Source organism: Streptomyces sp. CB01881 (genome assembly GCF_002953255.1).
Taxonomy (GTDB): domain Bacteria; phylum Actinomycetota; class Actinomycetes; order Streptomycetales; family Streptomycetaceae; genus Kitasatospora.
This window is the reverse complement of sequence record NZ_CP026498.1, coordinates 2,285,694-2,303,521: the sequence shown is the minus strand read 5'-3', so window position 1 is coordinate 2,303,521 and position 17,828 is coordinate 2,285,694. Positions and strand designations below refer to the sequence as shown.

General features: G+C 71.6%; 15 protein-coding genes. 13 read left to right on the top strand and 2 right to left on the bottom strand.

Going from position 1 to position 17,828, the window contains the following annotated elements; genetic code table 11:
- Nucleotides 1-15 precede the first annotated feature (15 nt).
- The 3 genes from C2142_RS09985 (at nt 16) to C2142_RS09975 (ending at nt 4,510) form a co-directional block, all read left to right on the top strand.
- Nucleotides 16-1,971, top strand: a complete 1,956-nt coding sequence (locus tag C2142_RS09985; protein WP_277347329.1) for an alpha/beta fold hydrolase — start codon at nt 16-18, stop codon at nt 1,969-1,971.
- Between the two features lie 257 nt (nt 1,972-2,228).
- A complete protein-coding gene (locus tag C2142_RS09980; protein ID WP_241002485.1) occupies nt 2,229-3,227 on the top strand; it encodes an acetylserotonin O-methyltransferase in 999 nt (332 codons plus the stop codon).
- 134 nt (nt 3,228-3,361) lie between these two features.
- Entirely contained in the window at nt 3,362-4,510 is a 1,149-nt protein-coding gene (locus C2142_RS09975; RefSeq protein ID WP_148642063.1) for a glycine amidinotransferase, read from the top strand.
- Between the two features lie 5 nt (nt 4,511-4,515).
- Here the strand turns inward: C2142_RS09975 and dpgD are convergent, their stop codons facing one another.
- The gene (dpgD, locus tag C2142_RS09970) at nt 4,516-5,316 is read right to left on the bottom strand and encodes an enoyl-CoA-hydratase DpgD (protein ID WP_148642062.1); all 801 of its coding nucleotides are present in this window, start codon (nt 5,314-5,316) and stop codon (nt 4,516-4,518) included.
- A 70-nt stretch (nt 5,317-5,386) separates the two neighbouring features.
- Here dpgD and dpgA point away from each other — a divergent pair, with 70 nt between their 5' ends.
- The 7 genes from dpgA (at nt 5,387) to C2142_RS09935 (ending at nt 13,157) form a co-directional block, all read left to right on the top strand.
- Entirely contained in the window at nt 5,387-6,526 is a 1,140-nt protein-coding gene (gene dpgA, locus C2142_RS09965; protein WP_148642061.1) for a 3,5-dihydroxyphenylacetyl-CoA synthase DpgA, read from the top strand.
- Between the two features lie 41 nt (nt 6,527-6,567).
- Nucleotides 6,568-7,350 carry an enoyl-CoA-hydratase DpgB gene (gene dpgB / locus C2142_RS09960; RefSeq protein WP_241002484.1) on the top strand — a complete coding sequence of 261 codons (783 nt, stop codon included), beginning with the start codon at nt 6,568-6,570 and terminating at the stop codon, nt 7,348-7,350.
- Nucleotides 7,347-8,711: a (3,5-dihydroxyphenyl)acetyl-CoA 1,2-dioxygenase DpgC gene (gene dpgC / locus C2142_RS09955; RefSeq protein WP_241002483.1), complete on the top strand. Its 1,365-nt coding sequence runs from the start codon at nt 7,347-7,349 to the stop codon at nt 8,709-8,711. The genes dpgB and dpgC overlap by 4 nt, the downstream gene beginning before the upstream one ends.
- 18 nt (nt 8,712-8,729) lie before the next feature.
- Nucleotides 8,730-10,019: a PLP-dependent aminotransferase family protein gene (locus C2142_RS09950; RefSeq protein ID WP_148642059.1), complete on the top strand. Its 1,290-nt coding sequence runs from the start codon at nt 8,730-8,732 to the stop codon at nt 10,017-10,019.
- A gap of 109 nt (nt 10,020-10,128) precedes the next feature.
- The gene (locus tag C2142_RS09945) at nt 10,129-11,274 is read left to right on the top strand and encodes a glycine amidinotransferase (RefSeq protein WP_148642058.1); all 1,146 of its coding nucleotides are present in this window, start codon (nt 10,129-10,131) and stop codon (nt 11,272-11,274) included.
- Between the two features lie 204 nt (nt 11,275-11,478).
- Complete coding sequence (locus tag C2142_RS09940) at nt 11,479-12,381, top strand: fatty acid desaturase family protein (protein WP_162002436.1); 903 nt, start codon at nt 11,479-11,481, stop codon at nt 12,379-12,381.
- A 71-nt stretch (nt 12,382-12,452) separates the two neighbouring features.
- Complete coding sequence (locus C2142_RS09935) at nt 12,453-13,157, top strand: phenylalanine--tRNA ligase beta subunit-related protein (protein ID WP_148642056.1); 705 nt, start codon at nt 12,453-12,455, stop codon at nt 13,155-13,157.
- 49 nt (nt 13,158-13,206) lie between these two features.
- Here C2142_RS09935 and C2142_RS09930 read toward each other — a convergent pair whose 3' ends face one another.
- A complete protein-coding gene (locus C2142_RS09930; protein WP_148642055.1) occupies nt 13,207-14,760 on the bottom strand; it encodes an MFS transporter in 1,554 nt (517 codons plus the stop codon).
- Between the two features lie 492 nt (nt 14,761-15,252).
- On the opposite strand from C2142_RS09930, the gene C2142_RS09925 reads away from it, so the two are divergent.
- From C2142_RS09925 to C2142_RS09915, 3 genes are read left to right on the top strand one after another with little or no spacing between them, the layout of a single operon-like run.
- On the top strand, nt 15,253-15,732 hold the full coding sequence (locus tag C2142_RS09925) for a LuxR C-terminal-related transcriptional regulator (protein ID WP_148642054.1): 480 nt from the start codon (nt 15,253-15,255) through the stop codon (nt 15,730-15,732).
- Entirely contained in the window at nt 15,729-15,920 is a 192-nt protein-coding gene (locus C2142_RS09920) for an aroma-sacti cluster domain-containing protein (protein WP_148642053.1), read from the top strand. The genes C2142_RS09925 and C2142_RS09920 overlap by 4 nt, the downstream gene beginning before the upstream one ends.
- A 1-nt stretch (nt 15,921) precedes the next feature.
- Nucleotides 15,922-17,778 carry a BTAD domain-containing putative transcriptional regulator gene (locus tag C2142_RS09915; protein WP_148642052.1) on the top strand — a complete coding sequence of 619 codons (1,857 nt, stop codon included), beginning with the start codon at nt 15,922-15,924 and terminating at the stop codon, nt 17,776-17,778.
- The last annotated feature ends 50 nt before the right edge of the window (nt 17,779-17,828 follow it).

Genomic DNA, 17,828 nt, shown 5'->3' with positions numbered 1-17,828 from the left:
GAGGGGCCGCGGCGGATCCCGTTCCAGGCCTCGCATGCGTTCGACGGTTCGACGTACGAGATCTGGGTGCCGCTGTTGTCGGGTGGTGAGATCGTTGTCGTGGCGCCGGGGGTTGATCTGGATGCGGCGACGTTGCGGGATCTGGTGGAGCGTTATTCGCTCACTCATCTCCACATGACCGCGGGGCTGTTCCGTGCGATTGCGGAGGTGGAGCCGGCGGCTTTTGCGGGGGCGCGTCACGTCCTCACCGGTGGTGATGTGGTGTCGGCGACGTCGATCCGGCGGGTGCTGGAGGTGTGTCCGGACCTGACGGTGATCAACAGTTACGGTCCGACGGAGATCACGCTGTGTGCGACGCAGACCGCGTTGACGGATCCGGACGCGATCGGTTCGGCGCCGCCGATCGGGCGGCCGATGGACAACACGCGGGTGTATGTCCTGGACGCCTCGCTTCAGCCGGTGGTGCCGGGGGTGGCCGGTGAGCTCTACATTGCGGGTACCGGTCTGGCGCGTGGTTACCTCGACCGGCCGGGTCTGACGGCGGAGCGGTTCGTGGCGTGTCCGTTCGGCGAGCCCGGTGAGCGGATGTACCGCACCGGGGACCTGGTGCGGTGGCAGGCGGACGGGAACCTGGAGTTCATCGGGCGTACCGACGACCAGGTGAAGATCCGTGGTTTCCGTATCGAGCTGGGTGAGGTCGAGTCGGTCGTCGCCGCGTACCGGGGTGTTGCCCGGGCGGCCGTGATCGTCCGCGAGGACACGCCCGGTGACAAGCGCCTCGTCGCCTATGCCGTTCCCGCCCCCGGTCAGGACGGTCAGGAACTGCCGTCGGCGCTGCGGGCGTTCGCCGTCGAGCGGCTGCCCGAGTACATGGTCCCGGCAGCAGTGGTCGTCCTCGACGCCCTGCCGCTGACCGTCAATGCCAAGCTCGACCGGCGCGCCCTTCCCGCTCCCGACTACGCGGCCGTCTCCACCGGCCGCGGCCCCTCCACGGTCGAGGAGGAGCTTCTCTGCACCGTCTTCGCCGACGTCCTCGGTGTCGAACAGGTCGGTGTCGACGACAACTTCTTTGAACTGGGCGGGCACTCGCTCCTCGCCACCCGCCTCGTCGGCCGCATCCGGACCCTGCTCGGCGTCGAGCTCGGCATCCGCACGCTCTTCGAAGCCCCGACCGTCGCGGGCCTCGTCGATGCGCTGAGCGGCCAGACCGGCCAGGACGCACTGAGCGAGCTCCTCGTCATCCGCGACCACGGGGAGAAGCCGCCGGTCTTCTGCATCCATCCCGGCACCGGGATGAGCTGGTGCTACATGCCGCTCGCGCGGTACGTCACCGATCCGCACCCGATCTACGGCATCCAGGCGCGGGGCCTCGACGGGGGGACCGCGCTCCCGCGGACGCTCAAGGAGATGGCTGCCCAGTACATCGCGCACATGAGGGCCGTCCGGCCCGAGGGGCCCTACTACCTGCTCGGCTGGTCGTTCGGTGGCGTCGTGGCGCACGAGATGGCCGTTCAGCTGCAGGAGCTCGGCCAGGAGGTGGCCGGCCTCGTCCTCCTGGACCCCCATCTCGCCGAGTGCCGGCCCGTCCGCACGGGGGACGGGGCAGGATCGCCGGACGGCTGGGCGGGATCGCCGGACGGCGGGGCTGCTCTGCCGCCGGACGAGGAGCAGCTCGCGAGGGAACTGCCGGCCACCCTCAGGGCGAATGTCCACCGGATCATCGAGAACAACCAACTGTTGGACGAGGGGCACGATCCCGGGACGTACGAGGGGGATATCGTCTTCGTCTCCTCCCGGAACGGCCGTGCGACGACCCCGCCCCTCGCCGAGGCGTGGAAGAAATACAGCTCGGCGGAGGTCCGGGAGGTGGCGCTGGACTGTGACCACCAGCGCATGGGGCAGCTGGCCAATCTGGAACTGGCCTGGAAGTCCGCCGCACCCCTGCTTGCGCACGGGGGGCCGGTCGACTGAACGCTTCGCCCGAGGCACCGTAAGAATCCGGGGTCGCGGCAAAAGGCGACCCCGGACGGTGAACCCGTGCAGTGACCCACACCACACGCCGGTGATCTTGCCAGGGCAATACGGAATCCCGATACATTTTCGGCGGGCGTTCTCCCCATCGAAAAACAGCAACCACCGCACCACATCCTCAGATTCATCGAAAGAGTAGAAGGCGACGGTTTAAAATGGACGAGTCGTACGACGGTGACCCCGCATACGAAAAGCTCATGTTCCTGGTGAACGCCCCGGCGCTCTTCAACGCCGTGACCACCGCGGCGGAGCTCAGGATCTTCCATTTCCTCGCCGACCGGCCCTCGGCCGAGTTCACGGAGATCCTGGAGCACGCCGGCATCCCGGCGCACCAGCTGAGGGTCCTGCTGCAGGCCGTGTGCACCACCGGGTTGCTGGAGCGCAAGGACGGGAAGTACTCCAACTCCCGGGTCGCCCAGGACCTGCTGGCCTCGGACGCCGAGGACAGCTGGAGCCACATCATGATCGGCTGGAAGGAGGTCTACTACCCTGCCTTCGCCCAGATGACGACGGCCCTGCGGGCCGGCCGGAACACGGCGCTGGACAGCTACCCCGGCGATGAGCCCACGCTCTACCAGCGGCTTTCGCGCAATCCCGAGCTGGAGGCGGTCTTCCACCGGGCGATGAGCGCCTTCACCCTGCGTTCCGTGGACGGCCTGGTCGGCCGGCCGGAGTTCGGGTCCGTGCGGCACCTGCTGGACGTCGGCGGCGGGGACGGCACGACCTCCCTCCGGCTGGTCGCCAACCACCCCGGGCTGACGTCCACGATCTTCGACATGCCGAGCGTCTCCGGGCTCACCGACGAGGACGCCGCGGCCGCCTTCCCGGACCGCGTCCGGCTGCACGCCGGTGACATCTTCCAGGACGAATTCCCGTCCGGTGCCGACGCCGTACTCTTCAGCCACGTCCTGGAGATCTTCTCGGAAGAGCAGATCGTGGGCATGATGAAGAAGGCGTACGACGCCCTCCCGGACGGCGGGAAGATCTTCGTCTACGGCTACAACGTTTCGGACGACGAGACCTCGGGCATTTTCGGCGCCCGGCTCGGCCTGTACTTCAACGTCCTGGCCAGCGGTCAGGGAATGGCCTATCCGGCGAGGGACTACGAGGCGTGGCTGAAGCTGGCCGGTTTCAAGGACGTCGACACCGTCACCGGCCTTCCCTATGAGCACGGACTGAGCATGGGAACGAAGTAACGCGGCGGGCGCGCGCGCATCAGGCCGGTACTGGGCGGCGGGCGTACCTCACGGGCGGGCCACCCGCACGGGCGTTCCCGCCGCCCTTTTCCCGGTCGTCGCGGGCAGTATCAGATCCCAGCAAGAGGATGATTGTGCAGCTGAACAGCTTCGATGAATGGTCGCCGCTCAGAGAGGTCGTGGTCGGTTCCGCGAGAAACTACGTCTCGCACAGCCGGGAGCTCTCCTTCGACCTGTTCTTCCACGACAACATCGCCCATGACAATCCGTCACGCTCCGAGTGGTACTACCCCCGGCTGTCCGCCCGCAGTGGCAGCGGGGCCGGGCGCGTGCCCATCAAGCAGCGGTACGTCGAAGAACTCAACGAAGACCTCGAAGGCATCGCCGAGACCCTCAGGTCGCTCTCGGTGAACGTCCTGCGGCCGATGGACGTGGACGCGGACACGGCAGAGGTCCGGACGCCGGCCTGGGCGGCGTCGGTGGTCCCGCCGCTGAACGTCCGGGACAACACGCTGATCGTCGGCGACGAGATCATCGAGACCGCCCCGATGATCCGCTCCCGGTACTTCGAGACCCAGCTGCTCAAGCCCGTCTTCCAGGAGTACTTCCGCCGCGGCGCCCGCTGGACCGTCATGCCGCGGCCGATGATGACGGACGCCTCCTTCGACCTGTCGTACGTGCGCTCCAGCACGGCCGGCGGTCCCACGGAGCCGATCGACGACCCGCAGCCCTCGGCCTATGACGTGGGTTTCGAGATGATGTTCGACGGCGCGCAGTGCCTGCGGCTGGGGCGGGACATCGTCGCGAACATCTCGACCGCCAACCACGCCCTCGCCTGTGACTGGCTGGAGCGCCACCTGGAGGGCCGGTTCCGCGTTCACCGGGTCCACCAGCTGAGTGACAGTCACATCGACAGCATGGTGCTGGCGTTGCGCCCCGGCACCCTGCTGGTGCGGTCCCGGGAGGTGGCGGAGAAGCTGCCCGAGCCGCTGCGCGGCTGGGACATGATCGTGGCCCCGGCCCCGGAGTCGAACAACTTCCCCGCCTACGAGGACGACGACCTTGTCCTCACCAGCCCGTTCATCGACCTGAACGTGCTGTCCACGGCCCCGGACACGGTCCTCGTCAACGACGCGTGCCCGGAGCTCATGCGGACGCTGGAGAAGCACTCGTTCACCGTCGTGCCGGTCCGCCACAGGCACCGGCGCCTGTTCGGCGGGGGGTTCCACTGCTTCACGCTCGACACCGTGCGCGACGGGGGGCCGGAGGACTACCTGGGCTGAGCGGCTCAGCGGCCCTCCCACTCGGGCGCGCGCTTCTCGGCGAACGCGCGCGGGCCTTCCACGGCGTCCCTGCTGTGCATGCGTCGTTCCTCCCAGGGATAGCGCATGGCGAAGGCCGTTTCGAGCGGGAGGTGGGCGGACGCGGTGGCGGCCTCCTTGACCGCCCGGACCGAGAGCGGGGCGCAGCGGAGGATGTCCGCCACCCACTGGTCGGTGCAGGCGTCGAGGTCGTCCGCCGCGACCACCTCGTTGACCAGGCCGAGTTCGTAGGCGCGCTGCGCGTCCATGGACCGCCCGGTCAGCAGGTAGCCCATCGCGGTCTTCCACGGCAGCTGCCGGCTCAGCCGGAACACCCCGCCCGCGCCTGCGACGAGACCGAGTCTGGCCTCGGGCAGTGCGAACACCGCGTCCTCGGAGGCAATGATGATGTCGCAGGCCAGGGCCAGTTCGAAGCCGCCGCCCAGGGCGAACCCGCGCACCTTGGCGACCACCGGCTTGGCCAGGTCGAACCGTTCGGTGAGCCGTGGCCAGCCGGGCTTGCCGCGGCTGCCGAAGGTCGCGGGCCCGGCCGTCCCCTCGCTGTTCCGCCGGGCGGCCTCCTTGAGGTCCTGCCCGACGGAGAACGAGCGGGTGCCGGCGCCGGAGAGGACGGCGACCCACAGGTCGTCGTCGGCCTGGAAGTCGTCCCACACCTCGGCGAGTTCCTCGTGCATCCGCAGATCCATCGCATTGAGGACTTCCGGGCGGTTGAGAGTTATTTGGGCGGTATGGCCGTTCTTTTCATAGCAAACCCTGGTCAGCGACATGCAGGCGATGGTAGTCCATACGCCGGTTGCGGATCACCGATTGACGAGTCTTCGCTGGGAGTCGAATGTCATGAAACTGTCCGAAAGGCCATCGCAGTACGCTCCGCCGGGTTCCGCCGGTGCCGGCGGGAACTCCAGGATATTCCCCCGTGTTTTCGGCGTGGGGACGGCGGTTCCGGCCACCTCCTACACGCAGGAGGAAATCCTGGAGGAGTTCAAGGTCACCGATCCGCGGATCAGGTCGATTTTCCGGAACAGTGCGATCGAGCGCCGCGGCCTCACGCTCCCGCCGTTGTTGCCGGACGGCTCGCGGGCGGTCGAGACGCAGGGCCAGTTGCTGCAGAAGCACGTGACGACGGGCCTGGCGATGGGCCGGGAGGCGGTCGAGGCCTGCCTGAAGGCGGCCGGTGCCGAGCTGTCCGACGTGCGGTACCTGTGCTGCGTCACCACGACCGGGCTGCTCACGCCGGGCTTCTCGGCCCTGCTCATCAAGGAACTGGGGATCGACCGCCACTGTTCACGGCTGGACGTGGTCGGAATGGGGTGCAACGCGGGGCTGAACGCCCTCACCGCGGTGGCCGGCTGGGCGAACGCCCACCCCGGTGAGCTGGCGCTGATGGTGTGCATGGAGGCGTGCTCCGCGGCGTACGTGTTCGACGGCACGATGCGGACGTCCGTGGTCAACAGCCTGTTCGGGGACGGTTCCGCGGCGCTCGCCGTCCTGGCCCCCGAGGGCGGTGCGGCCGCGGAGGTGCGGGAGCGGACCGCCGGTCCGTCGTTGCTGCGCTTTTCCAGCTGCATCATTCCGGAGGCGGTTGATGCGATGCGCTACGACTGGGATGATGACCACGGGAAATACAGTTTCTATCTCGATCCCGAGGTCCCCTATGTCGTGGGGGCGCACGCCGAAATCGCGTTGGGCCGGCTGCTCGCCGGGACGGGTCTGCGGCGTTCCGACATCTCGCACTGGACAGTGCACTCCGGGGGCAAGAAGGTCATCGACTCGGTGCGCGCGAATCTCGGGCTGAGCCGGTACGACGTGCGGCACACGACCGGTGTGCTCCGCGACCATGGAAATCTTTCCAGTGGTTCATTTCTGTTTTCCTACGAACGGCTGATGGCCGAGGATTCCGTGCGCCCGGGAGATTACGGGGTCTTCATGACCATGGGCCCGGGGTCGACGATCGAGATGGCGCTGGTGCGCTGGTGAAAGAGGAAGGGACGGAGACTGTGGAAACGGAGACCGGATCCGTGCGGCGGCTCGAAGGGCTCGGCCTGGCGGTGACGATCGACGGGGCGCGGCCGCTCGCGGAGCTGACCGCCACCGTGAACGCGCTCTGCGCCGAGGTCGAGGGCGCACAGGAGCGGACGGTGGTGGTGCTGCGGCTGGAGCCGCTGCCGGCCGGCTCCCGGGAGTGGCCCGGCGAGGTCGCCATCCAGGAGGTGAACCGGTGGGAGCGTGCGGTCCGCCGGCTGGAGAAGCTCGGCGCCGTCAACATCGTGGTCGCCCAGGGGACTTGTGGCGGGCCCGCGCTGGACGTGCTGCTCGCCGCGGACTACCGCATCGGCGCCCCCGACCTGACCCTGATGCTGCCGGTCAACGACGGGCACTTCTGGCCGGGCATGTCGCTGTACCGCCTGGTCCAGCACCTCGGACTGGCGCGCGCCCGGCAGATCGTCATGTGGGGCGCGGACATCCCGGTGGCCCGGGCCGCCGAACTCGGCCTGGTCGACCAGATCAGCGAGGACCTCACGGATGCCGTGCACACCGCGGCGGTGCTCACCGGCCGGATCTCCGACCAGGAGCTGGCGGTCCGCCGGCAGCTGCTGCTGGAGGCCGCCTCGGTCGAGTACGACGAGGCGCTGGGCATCCATCTCGCCGCCTGCGACCGCGAGTTGCGGCGTCTGGCGGGAGCGCCCGAGAGCGCCGGGGCGCCCGAGAGCGCCGGGGCGCCTGAGAGCGCCGGGGTATCCGAAAGCGCCGGGGCGTCCGGGCACGCCGGGGCGTCCTCCACCGGGCGGTCGGAGTCGTGAGCCGGGCCTCCTCTCCGACCGCGGGGGCCGGACAGGCGTGGCCGGCCCCCGTCCCGGGGTTCACCGGAGCGCTGGACGCCGACGCCCGGCTGCTGGAGTCGTACACGGCCGCCGGGGAGCAGCTGCTCTCCGGGCTGCCGCTCAGGTCCGCTCGCGACCACGGGCAGCAGCGCCGCGCCGACGACGCACTCGAAGCGATGCGGGCGGCCCGCCGTGCCTTCCTCGGCCTGCACGCCGAGGACGTGTACGCGCGGCTCACCGACGGCTGCACGGTCCACCTGCGGCTTCCCGAGCTGGTGCACGCCGCGGCCGACCGCTTCCCCGGGCTGGTGCCGACCCGCGCGCAGCTGGCGGCCGAACTGGAGCACCGCCAGGCCGACAAGGACGGCCGCGAGATCGACCAGGGCATCTTCTGCGGCGCCGTGCTGCGCTCCGCCCGGGCCGGCCGCCACCTGATCGACGCCATGCTGCTGCCCACGCCGCGTGCGCTGGAACTGCTGGACGACTTCCGTGCGCACGGGAGGGCCGAACTGGCGTCGGTGCTGGTCGAGCGCCGCTGCGGGGCGGCGCACGTCACCTTCCGCAACGCGCACTGCCTCAACGCGGAGGACAACCGGCTGATCGCCGACCTGGAGACCGCGGTCGACCTGGCCCTGCTGGACGACCAGGTGCGCGTCGGGGTGCTGCGCGGGGGCGAGGTGGACCACCCCAAGTACGCGGGCAGGCGGGTGTTCAGTGCGGGCATCAACCTCAAGGAGCTGCGCAACGGGCGGATCTCGCTCGTCGACTTCCTGCTCGGCCGGGAGCTCGGCTACATCAACAAGATGATGCGGGGTCTGCTCACCGACCCGGCCCCGGGCGCCTCGACCGACCGGATGACCCAGAAGCCGTGGATCGGCGCGGTCGACACCTTCGCCATCGGCGGCGGCATGCAGCTGCTGCTGGTGCTCGACCGGGTGATCGCCGAGTCGCAGGCCTACCTCAGCCTGCCCGCGGCCGAGGAGGGCATCGTCCCCGGGCTGGGCAACCTGCGGCTCACCCGGCAGACGGGCGCCAGGCTGGCCCGTCAGGTGATCCTGGGCGGCCGGCGGATCGAGGCGTCCGAACCGGCGGGCCTGCTGCTGTGCGACGAGGTGGTGCCGGCCGAGGGGATGGCTGAGGCGGTCGAGCGCGCGGTGCGCGAGCTGAGCGCCCCGGCGGTCGCCGCCAACCGCCGGATGCTGTCGCTCGCCGAGGAGCCGGTCGACCTCTTCCGCGAGTACCTGGCGGAGTTCGCGGTGGCCCAGTCCGTCCGGGCCTACTCCGACGACGTCCTCCAGAAGGTCGAACGGCGTTGGCAACGCGCACAGTCCCAGAGTTGAGAGCGGGCAGAGGCTGATATGCGACTGAACTCCGCCGGTCTGCACGGATCGCTCGACGACCCGGTGCTGCAGTCGATCGGGTTCCTGAACGAGGTGATGAGCCGCTACCCGGACGCCGTCTCGTTCGGCCCGGGCGCCCCGCACCCCGTCTTCTTCGAAGGGCTGGATCCCCAGCGGTACACCGACCGCTTCCTGGAGCACCTGGTCGCCGAGGGCCACGCTCCCGCCAGGGCGCGGAAGCTGCTCTTCGAGTACGGGCCCAGCCAGGGCCTGATCAACGGGATCGTGGCGGACGCCCTCCGCCGCGACCACGGCATCGACGCGGCGCCGCGCGACGTGGTGATCACCGTGGGCGCCCAGGAGGGGATGCTGATCGCCCTGCGCGCGCTGTTCCGCTCCCCGGACGACGTGCTGGCGGTGGCCAACCCGTGCTTCGTCGGCATCATGGGCGCGGCCCGGCTGCTCGACATCCCCGTGACAGGCGTGGACGAGAGCGACCGGGGGATCGACCTCGACGGCCTCCGGCGGGCCTGCCGGGAGGCCCGCGGTGCCGGGCGGCGGATCCGCGCCTGCTACGTCGCCCCGGACTTCTCCAACCCGGGCGGCGGGCGGATGTCGCCGGAGTGCCGCCGCGCGCTGCTGGCGCTCGCCGAGCAGGAGGACTTCCTGCTCCTGGAGGACAACGCCTACGGCTTCACCGCCCCCGAAGGGAGCGGGCTCGCCCCGCTCAAGGCGCTGGACACCGGGCGCCGCGTGGTGCACATCGGCACCTTCGCCAAGATCTGCTTCCCCGGGGCGAGGGTCGGGTACGTCGTCGCCGACCAGCGGGTCGAGTCCGCGGACGGCGAGGAGCGGTCGCTCGCCGAACAACTGGCCGCCGTGAAGAGCATGGTGACGGTGAACACCTCACCGCTCTGCCAGGCCGTGATCGGCGGGATGCTGCTCGAACACGGGCGGTCGCTGGCCGAGCTGGGGCGGCGCAAGTCCGAGCACTACCGGCGCAGCCTGAACACGCTGCTGGACTCCCTCGACCGGCACCTCGGCGGGGACCGGCCGGCCGGCGTGGACTGGAACCGGCCCGAGGGCGGCTTCTTCGTCCGGATGCGGCTGCCGGTGCCCGCGGACCTCGCCCTGCTGAAGACCTCGGCGGAGCGCTACGGCGTGCTGTGGACACCCATGTCCCAGTTCTACCTGGACGGCGCCGGCGACTTCCAGCTCAGGCTCGCCTGCAGCTACCTCGACGACGGGCAGATCGAGACCGGAGTGGAGCGTCTCGCCTCCTTCCTCAAGCAGGAGCTCGGCACCTGAGCCGGTCGCGGCCGGACGACGCCGGCCGCCGCCCCGCGCCCCGCCCGCACCTCACACCCCACCGGCCGACGGGCCGGCTGGACCCACCTACTCACGAATGAGACCCCGGATGCGCCTCAACAGCTACGACGACTTCACCCCGCTCAAGGAGGTCGTGCTCGGCTCGGCCGTCAACTACGCGGAACGCCTCCGCGACCTGTCGTTCGACATGTTCATCAGTGACAACGTCTCCGGCGCCCGCGGCTACTACGCGAGCATCACGGACTGGCGCCCGGGGGAGGACCGCAAGAAGCGGAACGAGCCGCAGCGGCTCGCCATGAAGGAGCGGTTCCTCGACGAGCTCATCGAGGACGTGGAGGGGATCGCCGCGGCGCTCAAGTCCCTGGGCCTGACGGTGCACCGTCCGATGCGGCTCGCCCCGGAGGCCACGGAGATGTCGGCGCCGGGCTGGTCGGCGCCGGTCACGCCGCCGCTGAACGTGCGCGACAACACCCTCATCCTGGGCGACGAGATCATCGAGACCCCGCCCACCCTGCGCGCCCGCTACTTCGAGACCCAGTTCCTCAAGCCCGTCTTCATGCGGTACTTCGAGCAGGGCGCCCGCTGGACGACCATGCCCCGGCCGATGATGACGGACGCGTCGTTCGACCCGGCCAACGAGGACGCCGCGCCCAACATCGAGGCGCCGCTGGACCCGCAGGCCTCCCCGTACGACGTGGGCGTCGAGATCATGATCGACGGCGCGAACTGCCTGCGCCTGGGCCGCGACCTGATCGTCAACATCTCCAACGCCAACCACGCCCTGGCCTGCGACTGGCTGGAGCGGCACCTGGAGGGCCGCTTCCGGGTCCACCGGATGCACAAGCTGACGCAGAGCCACATCGACAGCGTGGTCATCCCGCTGCGCCCCGGCACCCTCCTGGTCCGCTCCGAGGGCGTGCTGGACTACCTGCCCGAGCCGCTGCGCAAGTGGGACATCATCGTGCCGCCCGCCCCCACCGTCAGCGACTACCCGCAGTACGAGAACGACACCCCGATCCCGGCCAGCCCGTACATCGACCTCAACCTGCTCTCCATCGACGAGCAGACCGTCATGGTCAACGACGCGTGCAAGACCCTGATCGCCACGCTGGAGAACAAGGGCTTCACGGTCGTCCCGGTCCGGCACCGGCACCGCAGGCTCTTCGGCGGCGGATTCCACTGCTTCACCCTCGACACCGTGCGCACCGGCGGAGCGGAGGACTACCTGGGCTGACCGCCCGGGAAGCCGGGGTGGGACCGGCCGGCCGTGCCGCCCGGCGCGGCCGGCCGGTCACCGCCACTGAGAAGACTCGCGCCTCGACTTGGAGGAACAGTGTCGGATTCGGTGCTATGCGCGGAAGAGGAAAACGAGAGAGTCACCAAGGATTCGAGCCGGCCGTACCGCCGCGGCTATCAGGCGCCCAGGGGATTGCGGAACGTGATCGGCGAGGCGCACCGCACGCGGCTCCTCGTCTCGCTGGCCCTGGCCTCCTCCGATCACGTCAGCATTCCCCTGGTGGCGCTCCTGGTGGCCTGGCCGGGCTGGTGGTCGACGGTCCCGGCCGGTGCGGCGGGGCTGCTCGTGGGACTGGCCGCCGTCGCCCTGACCGGCCGCCAGCTCCGCGCCCTGGAGTGCATGCTCCACGAGGCGAGCCACTTCAACTGGAGCAGGCACCACCGCGGCGTGAACGACTTCTGCGCCGGAGTGCTGAGCTGCGTCCCGACCGGTGTGCGGATCTCGCGCTACCGGGAGAGTCACCTCGTCCACCACAGCCGGCTGGGAACGGCCGACGACCCCGACCGGCAGCGCTACCTGGAGTACCGGATCGAGGGGCTCGACCGCAGCGGGCCGGCCGTCTTCTCGCGCGGTCTGGTGAAGCGGCTGTACGCCTACCAGCGCAGCTGGATCACCGAGACCGCGAACGACCTGTTCGCCGTCGCGGCCCCGGTGCTCTGGGCGCTGCTCACCATCGCGCTCCCGGCGGCCCTGCTGTGGGGCCGGCAGGCCGCGCTCACCGGCTGTGCCGTCTGGCTCCTGGGGCACGTGATCGCGCTCCCGGTGATCAGGTTCGTCGGCGAGAGCAGCGAGCACAGTTACAGCGACGCCGACACGGTCTTCGACTCGACGGTGACCAACCTCGGGCCGGTGCAGCGATGGGTCTTCCACCCGCACAGCGACGGCTACCATACGGTTCATCATCTGTGGCCGGGCACGCCGCACCACCGTCTCCGGTCGGTGCACGAGGCGTTGAGCGCGGCCGATCCCAGCGGTTACGCGGAGCGGCTCAGGACCCGCCACCGGGTCCTGTCGGACCCGACGCCCAACAGGGGCGCGTCCTAGCCCGCCGGCGGTCGTCCCGGCCCCCGGCGCGGCGGTGGCGGTGCCGGGCGGCACCAGCGGAGGAGAGTGCAATGTTCGAAGGCTTCGTTCTGGATCCGGCGGTTTCCCGGGACTTCCCCGGCTGCCAGGTGCGCCTCGTCACGGCCCGGGGGCTGCGGAACGCGCAGGAGTGGCCGGCGACCGCGCAGGCCATCGATGAGCTGCAGGCCGAGCTGGCGGCCGGGACCAGGGCGCTCGCCGGCGAGGAACACCCCTTCGTCGCCTCGTGGTTCGAGGCCTACCGCAGGTTCGGCACGAACCCCCGGCGCAGCCGTCCGAGCCTCAACGCGCTGACCCGCCGGGTGGAGAGGTCCGGCGTCCTGCCGAGGGTCAGTCCCGCCGTCGACACCTACAACCTCGTCTCGGTGCGGTACGGAGTCCCGGCCGGCGCGTTCGACCTGGACCGGCTGTCCGGTCGCGTGGTGATCCGCTACAGCGTGGAGGGCGATCTGTTCACCCCCATCGGCGAGCCGGACGCGCCGGAGGCGCCGAAGCCGGGCGAGGTGGTCTACGCCCAGGGCGCGCAGGTGCTCACCCGGCACTGGAACCACCGTGACGCCGACGCGACCAAGGTCACCGAGGAGTCGGCGAACGTGGTCTTCCTGCTGGAGCGGGTGGACCGGTCCGCGGTGTCCGACGAGCACATGAGCGAGGCCCAGGAGTGCCTGGCGGACCTCGTCCGCCCGCACGCGGACGAGGTCGTGCTGGGCGTGCTCGGGCCGGAGCACGCCGGCTGACCGCCGGGGCCCGGCCGGGCCCCGGGCGCGGTGGTGCCCGCCCGGCGGACTACCCGCCGCTCCGGCAGGGGGTGCCCCGGGACCAGCCGTAGGGGGCGTCGATCCGGTAGTCGCCGGGGGCGGCGGCCTCAAGACGGGTCCACTCGCCCTCCCGGGCCAGGCAGGAGCCGGCGGGACCCCGCACGGAGAGCCACGGCGACCAGGGGACGCGCACCACGACCGGACCCGGCGCGGACAGGGTGAGCTCCACCCGGGCGGCGTCGGCGTGCGTCACCGTGGCGGGCGGGCCGGCCAGCGGGAGAGCGTCGGTGAAGCGGTACAGCCGCCAGTTCTCGTCGTGCCAGACCTCCTCCAGCCAGTCGGGGCCGCCGCGGATCAGGGCGGCCTCGGCGGTCCCGGCCGAGTCGGTGTCACCACTGGGCAGGGCGACGTAGCGCACGGCCCAGCGGCGCAGCCACTCGCGGTAGCTCTGCGGGGTCAGCGTGTCGTCGTAGAAGAGCGGGTTGCGCCGTACGTCCATCTGGCGGTTCCAGCCGCGGGCCAGCTGCGCCGCGGGGACGAGTCCCCAGGACTCCCAGTGGTTGAGTATCGGGACGGCCTCCACCCGGCCGCGGTCCGCGCCGAGCCGGTCCAGCTCGGCGAGGAGCGGCGCGGCGTGCCGGTCCGGGACCGTGGCCGGGATGCCGACGAGGTTCGCGGCGACGGTCCAGTAGGCGGTCGCCGCGAACGCCAGGGTCAGGGCAGCCGTCCGCCGGCCAGGGCGTTCGCGGCGGCCCGGGCGGGAACAGAGCGCCGCGAGGAGCACCGGGCCGGCGAAGAGCAGGGGCAGCCGCTGGACGTTGCCGCCGATCGGGGTGGCCACGGCCCAGGTCAGGACGGCACCGAGGGCGTAGGCCGCGGCGCCGGCCCGGACCGCCCGCCAGGGCCGGGGGACGAGGGCCACGACGGCCGCCGCGGCGCCGGCGCTGACCAGCACGGTGGACAGTGAGATCGGGTCGATCCCGTCGAAGGGGAACAGCCGGCTGGTGAGCAGCACCACCGCCGGCGGTGGCACCGCCAGGGCCCAGCCGCAGCCGCGCCGGCCGGTGACCAGCAGGGCCGCCGCCACGACCTCGACGAACAGCCCGGCCACCGGACTGGAGGCCGTCGCCAGCAGCGCGAAGCCGGCCGCGCCCGCGAGCCGCCACCGCGCCGGCACCCGGTCCGCTCCGGCCGCCACCACGGCGGCCAGCCCGAACATGACGCCGAGGGCGAAGGTCACCCGCCCGGCCGCCGTGTTGCAGAGCATGGCGAACGCCCCCCACAGGGCCGCCGGGAGCGGATGCCGCACCGGCGCGCGGACCACCAGGTGCGCCAGCAGGGCCGCGGAGACCGTGGCCGCCGCCACCGCGGCCGCGTGCACGCCGAGCAGTGCCATCAGGGCGGGCGCCAGGAGGCTGTAGGAGGCGGGGTGCATGCCGCCGTACCACGACAGGTTGTACGCCGAGCCGGGGTTCCGGGCCGCGAAGTCGGCCCACGCCCACTGGGCGGAGAGGTCACCACCGACCCCGGCCAGGTACCGCGCCCAGAGCACTCCCGCCAGCAGGGTGCCCGCCCCCGCCACCCAGACGGGCCCCCGAGGGAGGTGTCCGCGGGGCGTCGCCGGCCGGCCGGAGGACGTGGGTCCGGCCGGTGGCGCGGACACCTGCTGCAGACCGATCACTGCGTCTGGTTCTCCCGTCATCGCATCGGACCATCGCATCGGCGGCCGGCCGACGACCGCCCCGGGCCTTCCACCGGGGGCAATGGTGACGACGCTACTGTCCGGGCCGCGGCCGGGGGCTGCTCCCGGGAGGCGTCTGCGTGGCGCGTCACCCTCGGGATGTAGGGCCCGCCCCCGTGCACCGGCCCCGGCCCGCCCTGTGCACCGGCCCCGGCCGCCCCCGCGCACCGGCCCCGGGGCGCGACGGCGCCGGCCCGCGACCGCCCGGCGGCCGGCCGTGCCGCACCACCCCCACCAGGCGCCGACGCCTGTCCCAAACCCGTTTCCCAGCCGCGATGTTGGCGACATTCGGGCTGGTACGCCCTCTTGCCGGGGTGGGGGTGTGGCGTCAGCATGAGGGCAGCGCGGTCGTGTGCTTCGAGGGGGGATCCTGTTGATGTCCGGTGGAGGAAGACCGTCCCTGTGGTGTCCCGACGCGCGGCTGCGTTGACCGGGGGAGGCGGGGCGTCCGCTCCGGTGTGCCCGGCCTGCGGGGCACGGCGGCGGTCCGGGCTGCCGGGACCGCTGGCGGCGGCGCTGCCGCTCAGCCGGGACCTCACCCCTCGGGAGCGGGCCGTCCTGCGGCTGCTGGGCCTCGGCTACGACAACCGGTCGATAGCCCGGGAAATGCAGATCAGCGAACGCACGGTCAAGCGTTTCGTCACCGCGATCCTGGCGAAGCTGGGGTTCAGGTCAAGGCTTCAGGCGGGACTCTTCGCATTGATCGTCGCGTCGTCGCCGGGGGGCGGGGAATTATGGCCCGAAAGTCTCATGGACGTCGCCGGGGCGGCGGGCGATGATGTCGGGGCACACGACACAGGAGGGGAAATATGACCTTTGACGCCCTCGCCGCCCTTCGGCAGGCGGGAAACCCGGTCGACCTGCTGACGCCCGAACAGCGGGACGTTCTCTCCCAGCTCAGCGAGGACGAGGTGGCGATCCTCAACTCCGTCAAACAGCGGCTGGACGCGGTTTCCGACGCCGAGGTAGAAGGGCATTCCACCGCCATCAAGTTGGCGTGAGATGGCTTTCGGTTTCGGGATTCTCGGCCCTTTGCAGGTGCTGGAGAACGACTGTCCGGTGGACCCGGGATCGCGGAAACAGCAGATTCTCCTGGTGGCTCTGTTGTGCCATGCGAATACCCGGGTCTCTTTCGACGCACTGGTCGAGGCGCTGTGGGACGACGCGCCGCCGCGGACGGCCCGCAAGAACATCCAGGTGTACGTCTCCGCGCTGCGCCGGCTGGTCGGTGCGCAGACCGGCACCCGGATCAGCCACCAGAGCGGCGGGTACGTGCTCCACGCGGCGCCCGGCGAGCTCGACTCGCTCCGCTTCGAGCAGCGGGCCCGGGCCGGCGCGCTGACCGAGGCCCTGGAGCTGTGGCGCGGTCAGGCGCTGGACGGGTTCCGGGACGTGCCGTTGATCGACGCCGCCGCGCAGCGCCTGGACCGGCGCTTCCTCGGGGTCTTCGAGGACTGGCTGGAGGCGGAGATCGCGGCCGGCGGCGGGCCGGCGGCGGTCGAGCGCGTCACCGAGCTCGCCCAGCAGCACCCGTTCCGGGAGCGGCTGCGCATGCTGCAGATGACGGCGCTGTGCCGGGCGGGGAGGCGCTCCGAGGCGCTGGCGGTCTACGACGAGCTGCGCCAGTCCCTGGCGCACGAGCTGGGACTGCCCCCGAGCCCGGCACTGGCCCGGTTCTACGGGTCGCTGCTGTGCGAGCAGGTGCCCGCCGAGCCGCGGGCGCCGGCACCCCGCCCGCGGCGGGAGGCGCCCCCGAACCTGCTGCCCGGCGACCCGCCGGCCTTCACCGGCCGGGCGGCGGCCGCCCGGCGCCTGACGGACGCACTGGCCGGGGGCGGCAACCGGCTGGCCGTGGTGACCGGCCCGCTCGGCGCGGGCAAGACGGCGCTCGCCGTCCACGTCGCGCACCGGCTCGGCGAGCGGTTCCCGGACGGCCGGCTGTTCGTGCGGCTCCGGGGCGAGGACGGGAGGCTGCGGCCGCTGGAGGACGTGGTGCGGCAGCTGCTGGCCGCGGCCTCGCCCGGCCCGCCCGAGCCGCCGGGCCCGCCGGACCCGCGCTGGGCCTGGCAGCTCTGGCTCTCCAGACGCAGGGCACTCGTCGTCGTCGACGACGCGCGGCGCGAGTGCGAGGTCCGGCCGCTGCTGCCGGAGGCGGGGGAGAGCGCGGTCGTGGTGACGGCCCGGCCCGGGCTGATCGGCCTGGAGGGGGCGGAGCGGATCCGGCTCTCGACCTTCCCGGCGGAGGAGGCGGTGGAGTTCCTGGGCCGGGTGATCGGCCGGGAGCGGGTCGAGGCGGACCGGGAGTCCGCCGGGCGGATCGTCCGGGCGGCCGGGCTGCTGCCGCTCGGGGTCCGGCTGGCGGCCGACCGGCTGGCCTTCCTGCGGCACGTGCCCCTGCGGGAGTACGGCGCGCGGATGGCGGGCACCCGTCCGCTGCTGGACGAGTTGTGCGGGGGCGATCTGGCGGTCCGCGCCCGGCTGGCGGAGTCGATCGGGGACCTCCCCGAGGCCGCGCACCGGGCGGTGCTGCGCCTCGGCCTGCTCGCGGAGCCGGTGTTCACGCTGGAACAGGCGGCCGCCGTGCTGGACACCGACCCGGACTCGGCGGTGCCGGTGCTGGAGCACCTGCTGGAGGCCAGCCTCCTCACCGTCCCGAACGTGGAGGGGCTGGCCCACACCGTGCGCTACGAGATGCCGGCGCTGCCGTACGCCTTCGCCCGGGAGATGGTGGCCCGGGCGACCGACCGGATGCCACTGCCGGCGCCGGGGCCGGTGGCGATGCCGATGCCGATGTCGGTGGTGATGCCGGTGTCCGTACCGGTGTCCAGGCCGGTTTCCGTACCGGTGGCCCACCACTGACCGATCGTCATACCGATATCAAACCGCCGACCAGCCGCTGTCATACCAAG

What these genes read in the sequence shown, in the direction of transcription:
- C2142_RS09980 (WP_241002485.1), top strand. Translation starts at nt 2,229, where the DNA reads ATGTTCCTGGTGAACGCCCCGGCGCTCTTCAACGCCGTGACCACCGCG.
- dpgD (WP_148642062.1), bottom strand. Translation starts at nt 5,316, where the DNA reads ATGTCGCTGACCAGGGTTTGCTATGAAAAGAACGGCCATACCGCCCAA.
- dpgA (WP_148642061.1), top strand. Translation starts at nt 5,387, where the DNA reads ATGAAACTGTCCGAAAGGCCATCGCAGTACGCTCCGCCGGGTTCCGCC.
- C2142_RS09950 (WP_148642059.1), top strand. Translation starts at nt 8,730, where the DNA reads ATGCGACTGAACTCCGCCGGTCTGCACGGATCGCTCGACGACCCGGTG.
- C2142_RS09945 (WP_148642058.1), top strand. Translation starts at nt 10,129, where the DNA reads ATGCGCCTCAACAGCTACGACGACTTCACCCCGCTCAAGGAGGTCGTG.
- C2142_RS09935 (WP_148642056.1), top strand. Translation starts at nt 12,453, where the DNA reads ATGTTCGAAGGCTTCGTTCTGGATCCGGCGGTTTCCCGGGACTTCCCC.
- C2142_RS09925 (WP_148642054.1), top strand. Translation starts at nt 15,253, where the DNA reads ATGAGGGCAGCGCGGTCGTGTGCTTCGAGGGGGGATCCTGTTGATGTC.
- C2142_RS09920 (WP_148642053.1), top strand. Translation starts at nt 15,729, where the DNA reads ATGACCTTTGACGCCCTCGCCGCCCTTCGGCAGGCGGGAAACCCGGTC.
- C2142_RS09915 (WP_148642052.1), top strand. Translation starts at nt 15,922, where the DNA reads ATGGCTTTCGGTTTCGGGATTCTCGGCCCTTTGCAGGTGCTGGAGAAC.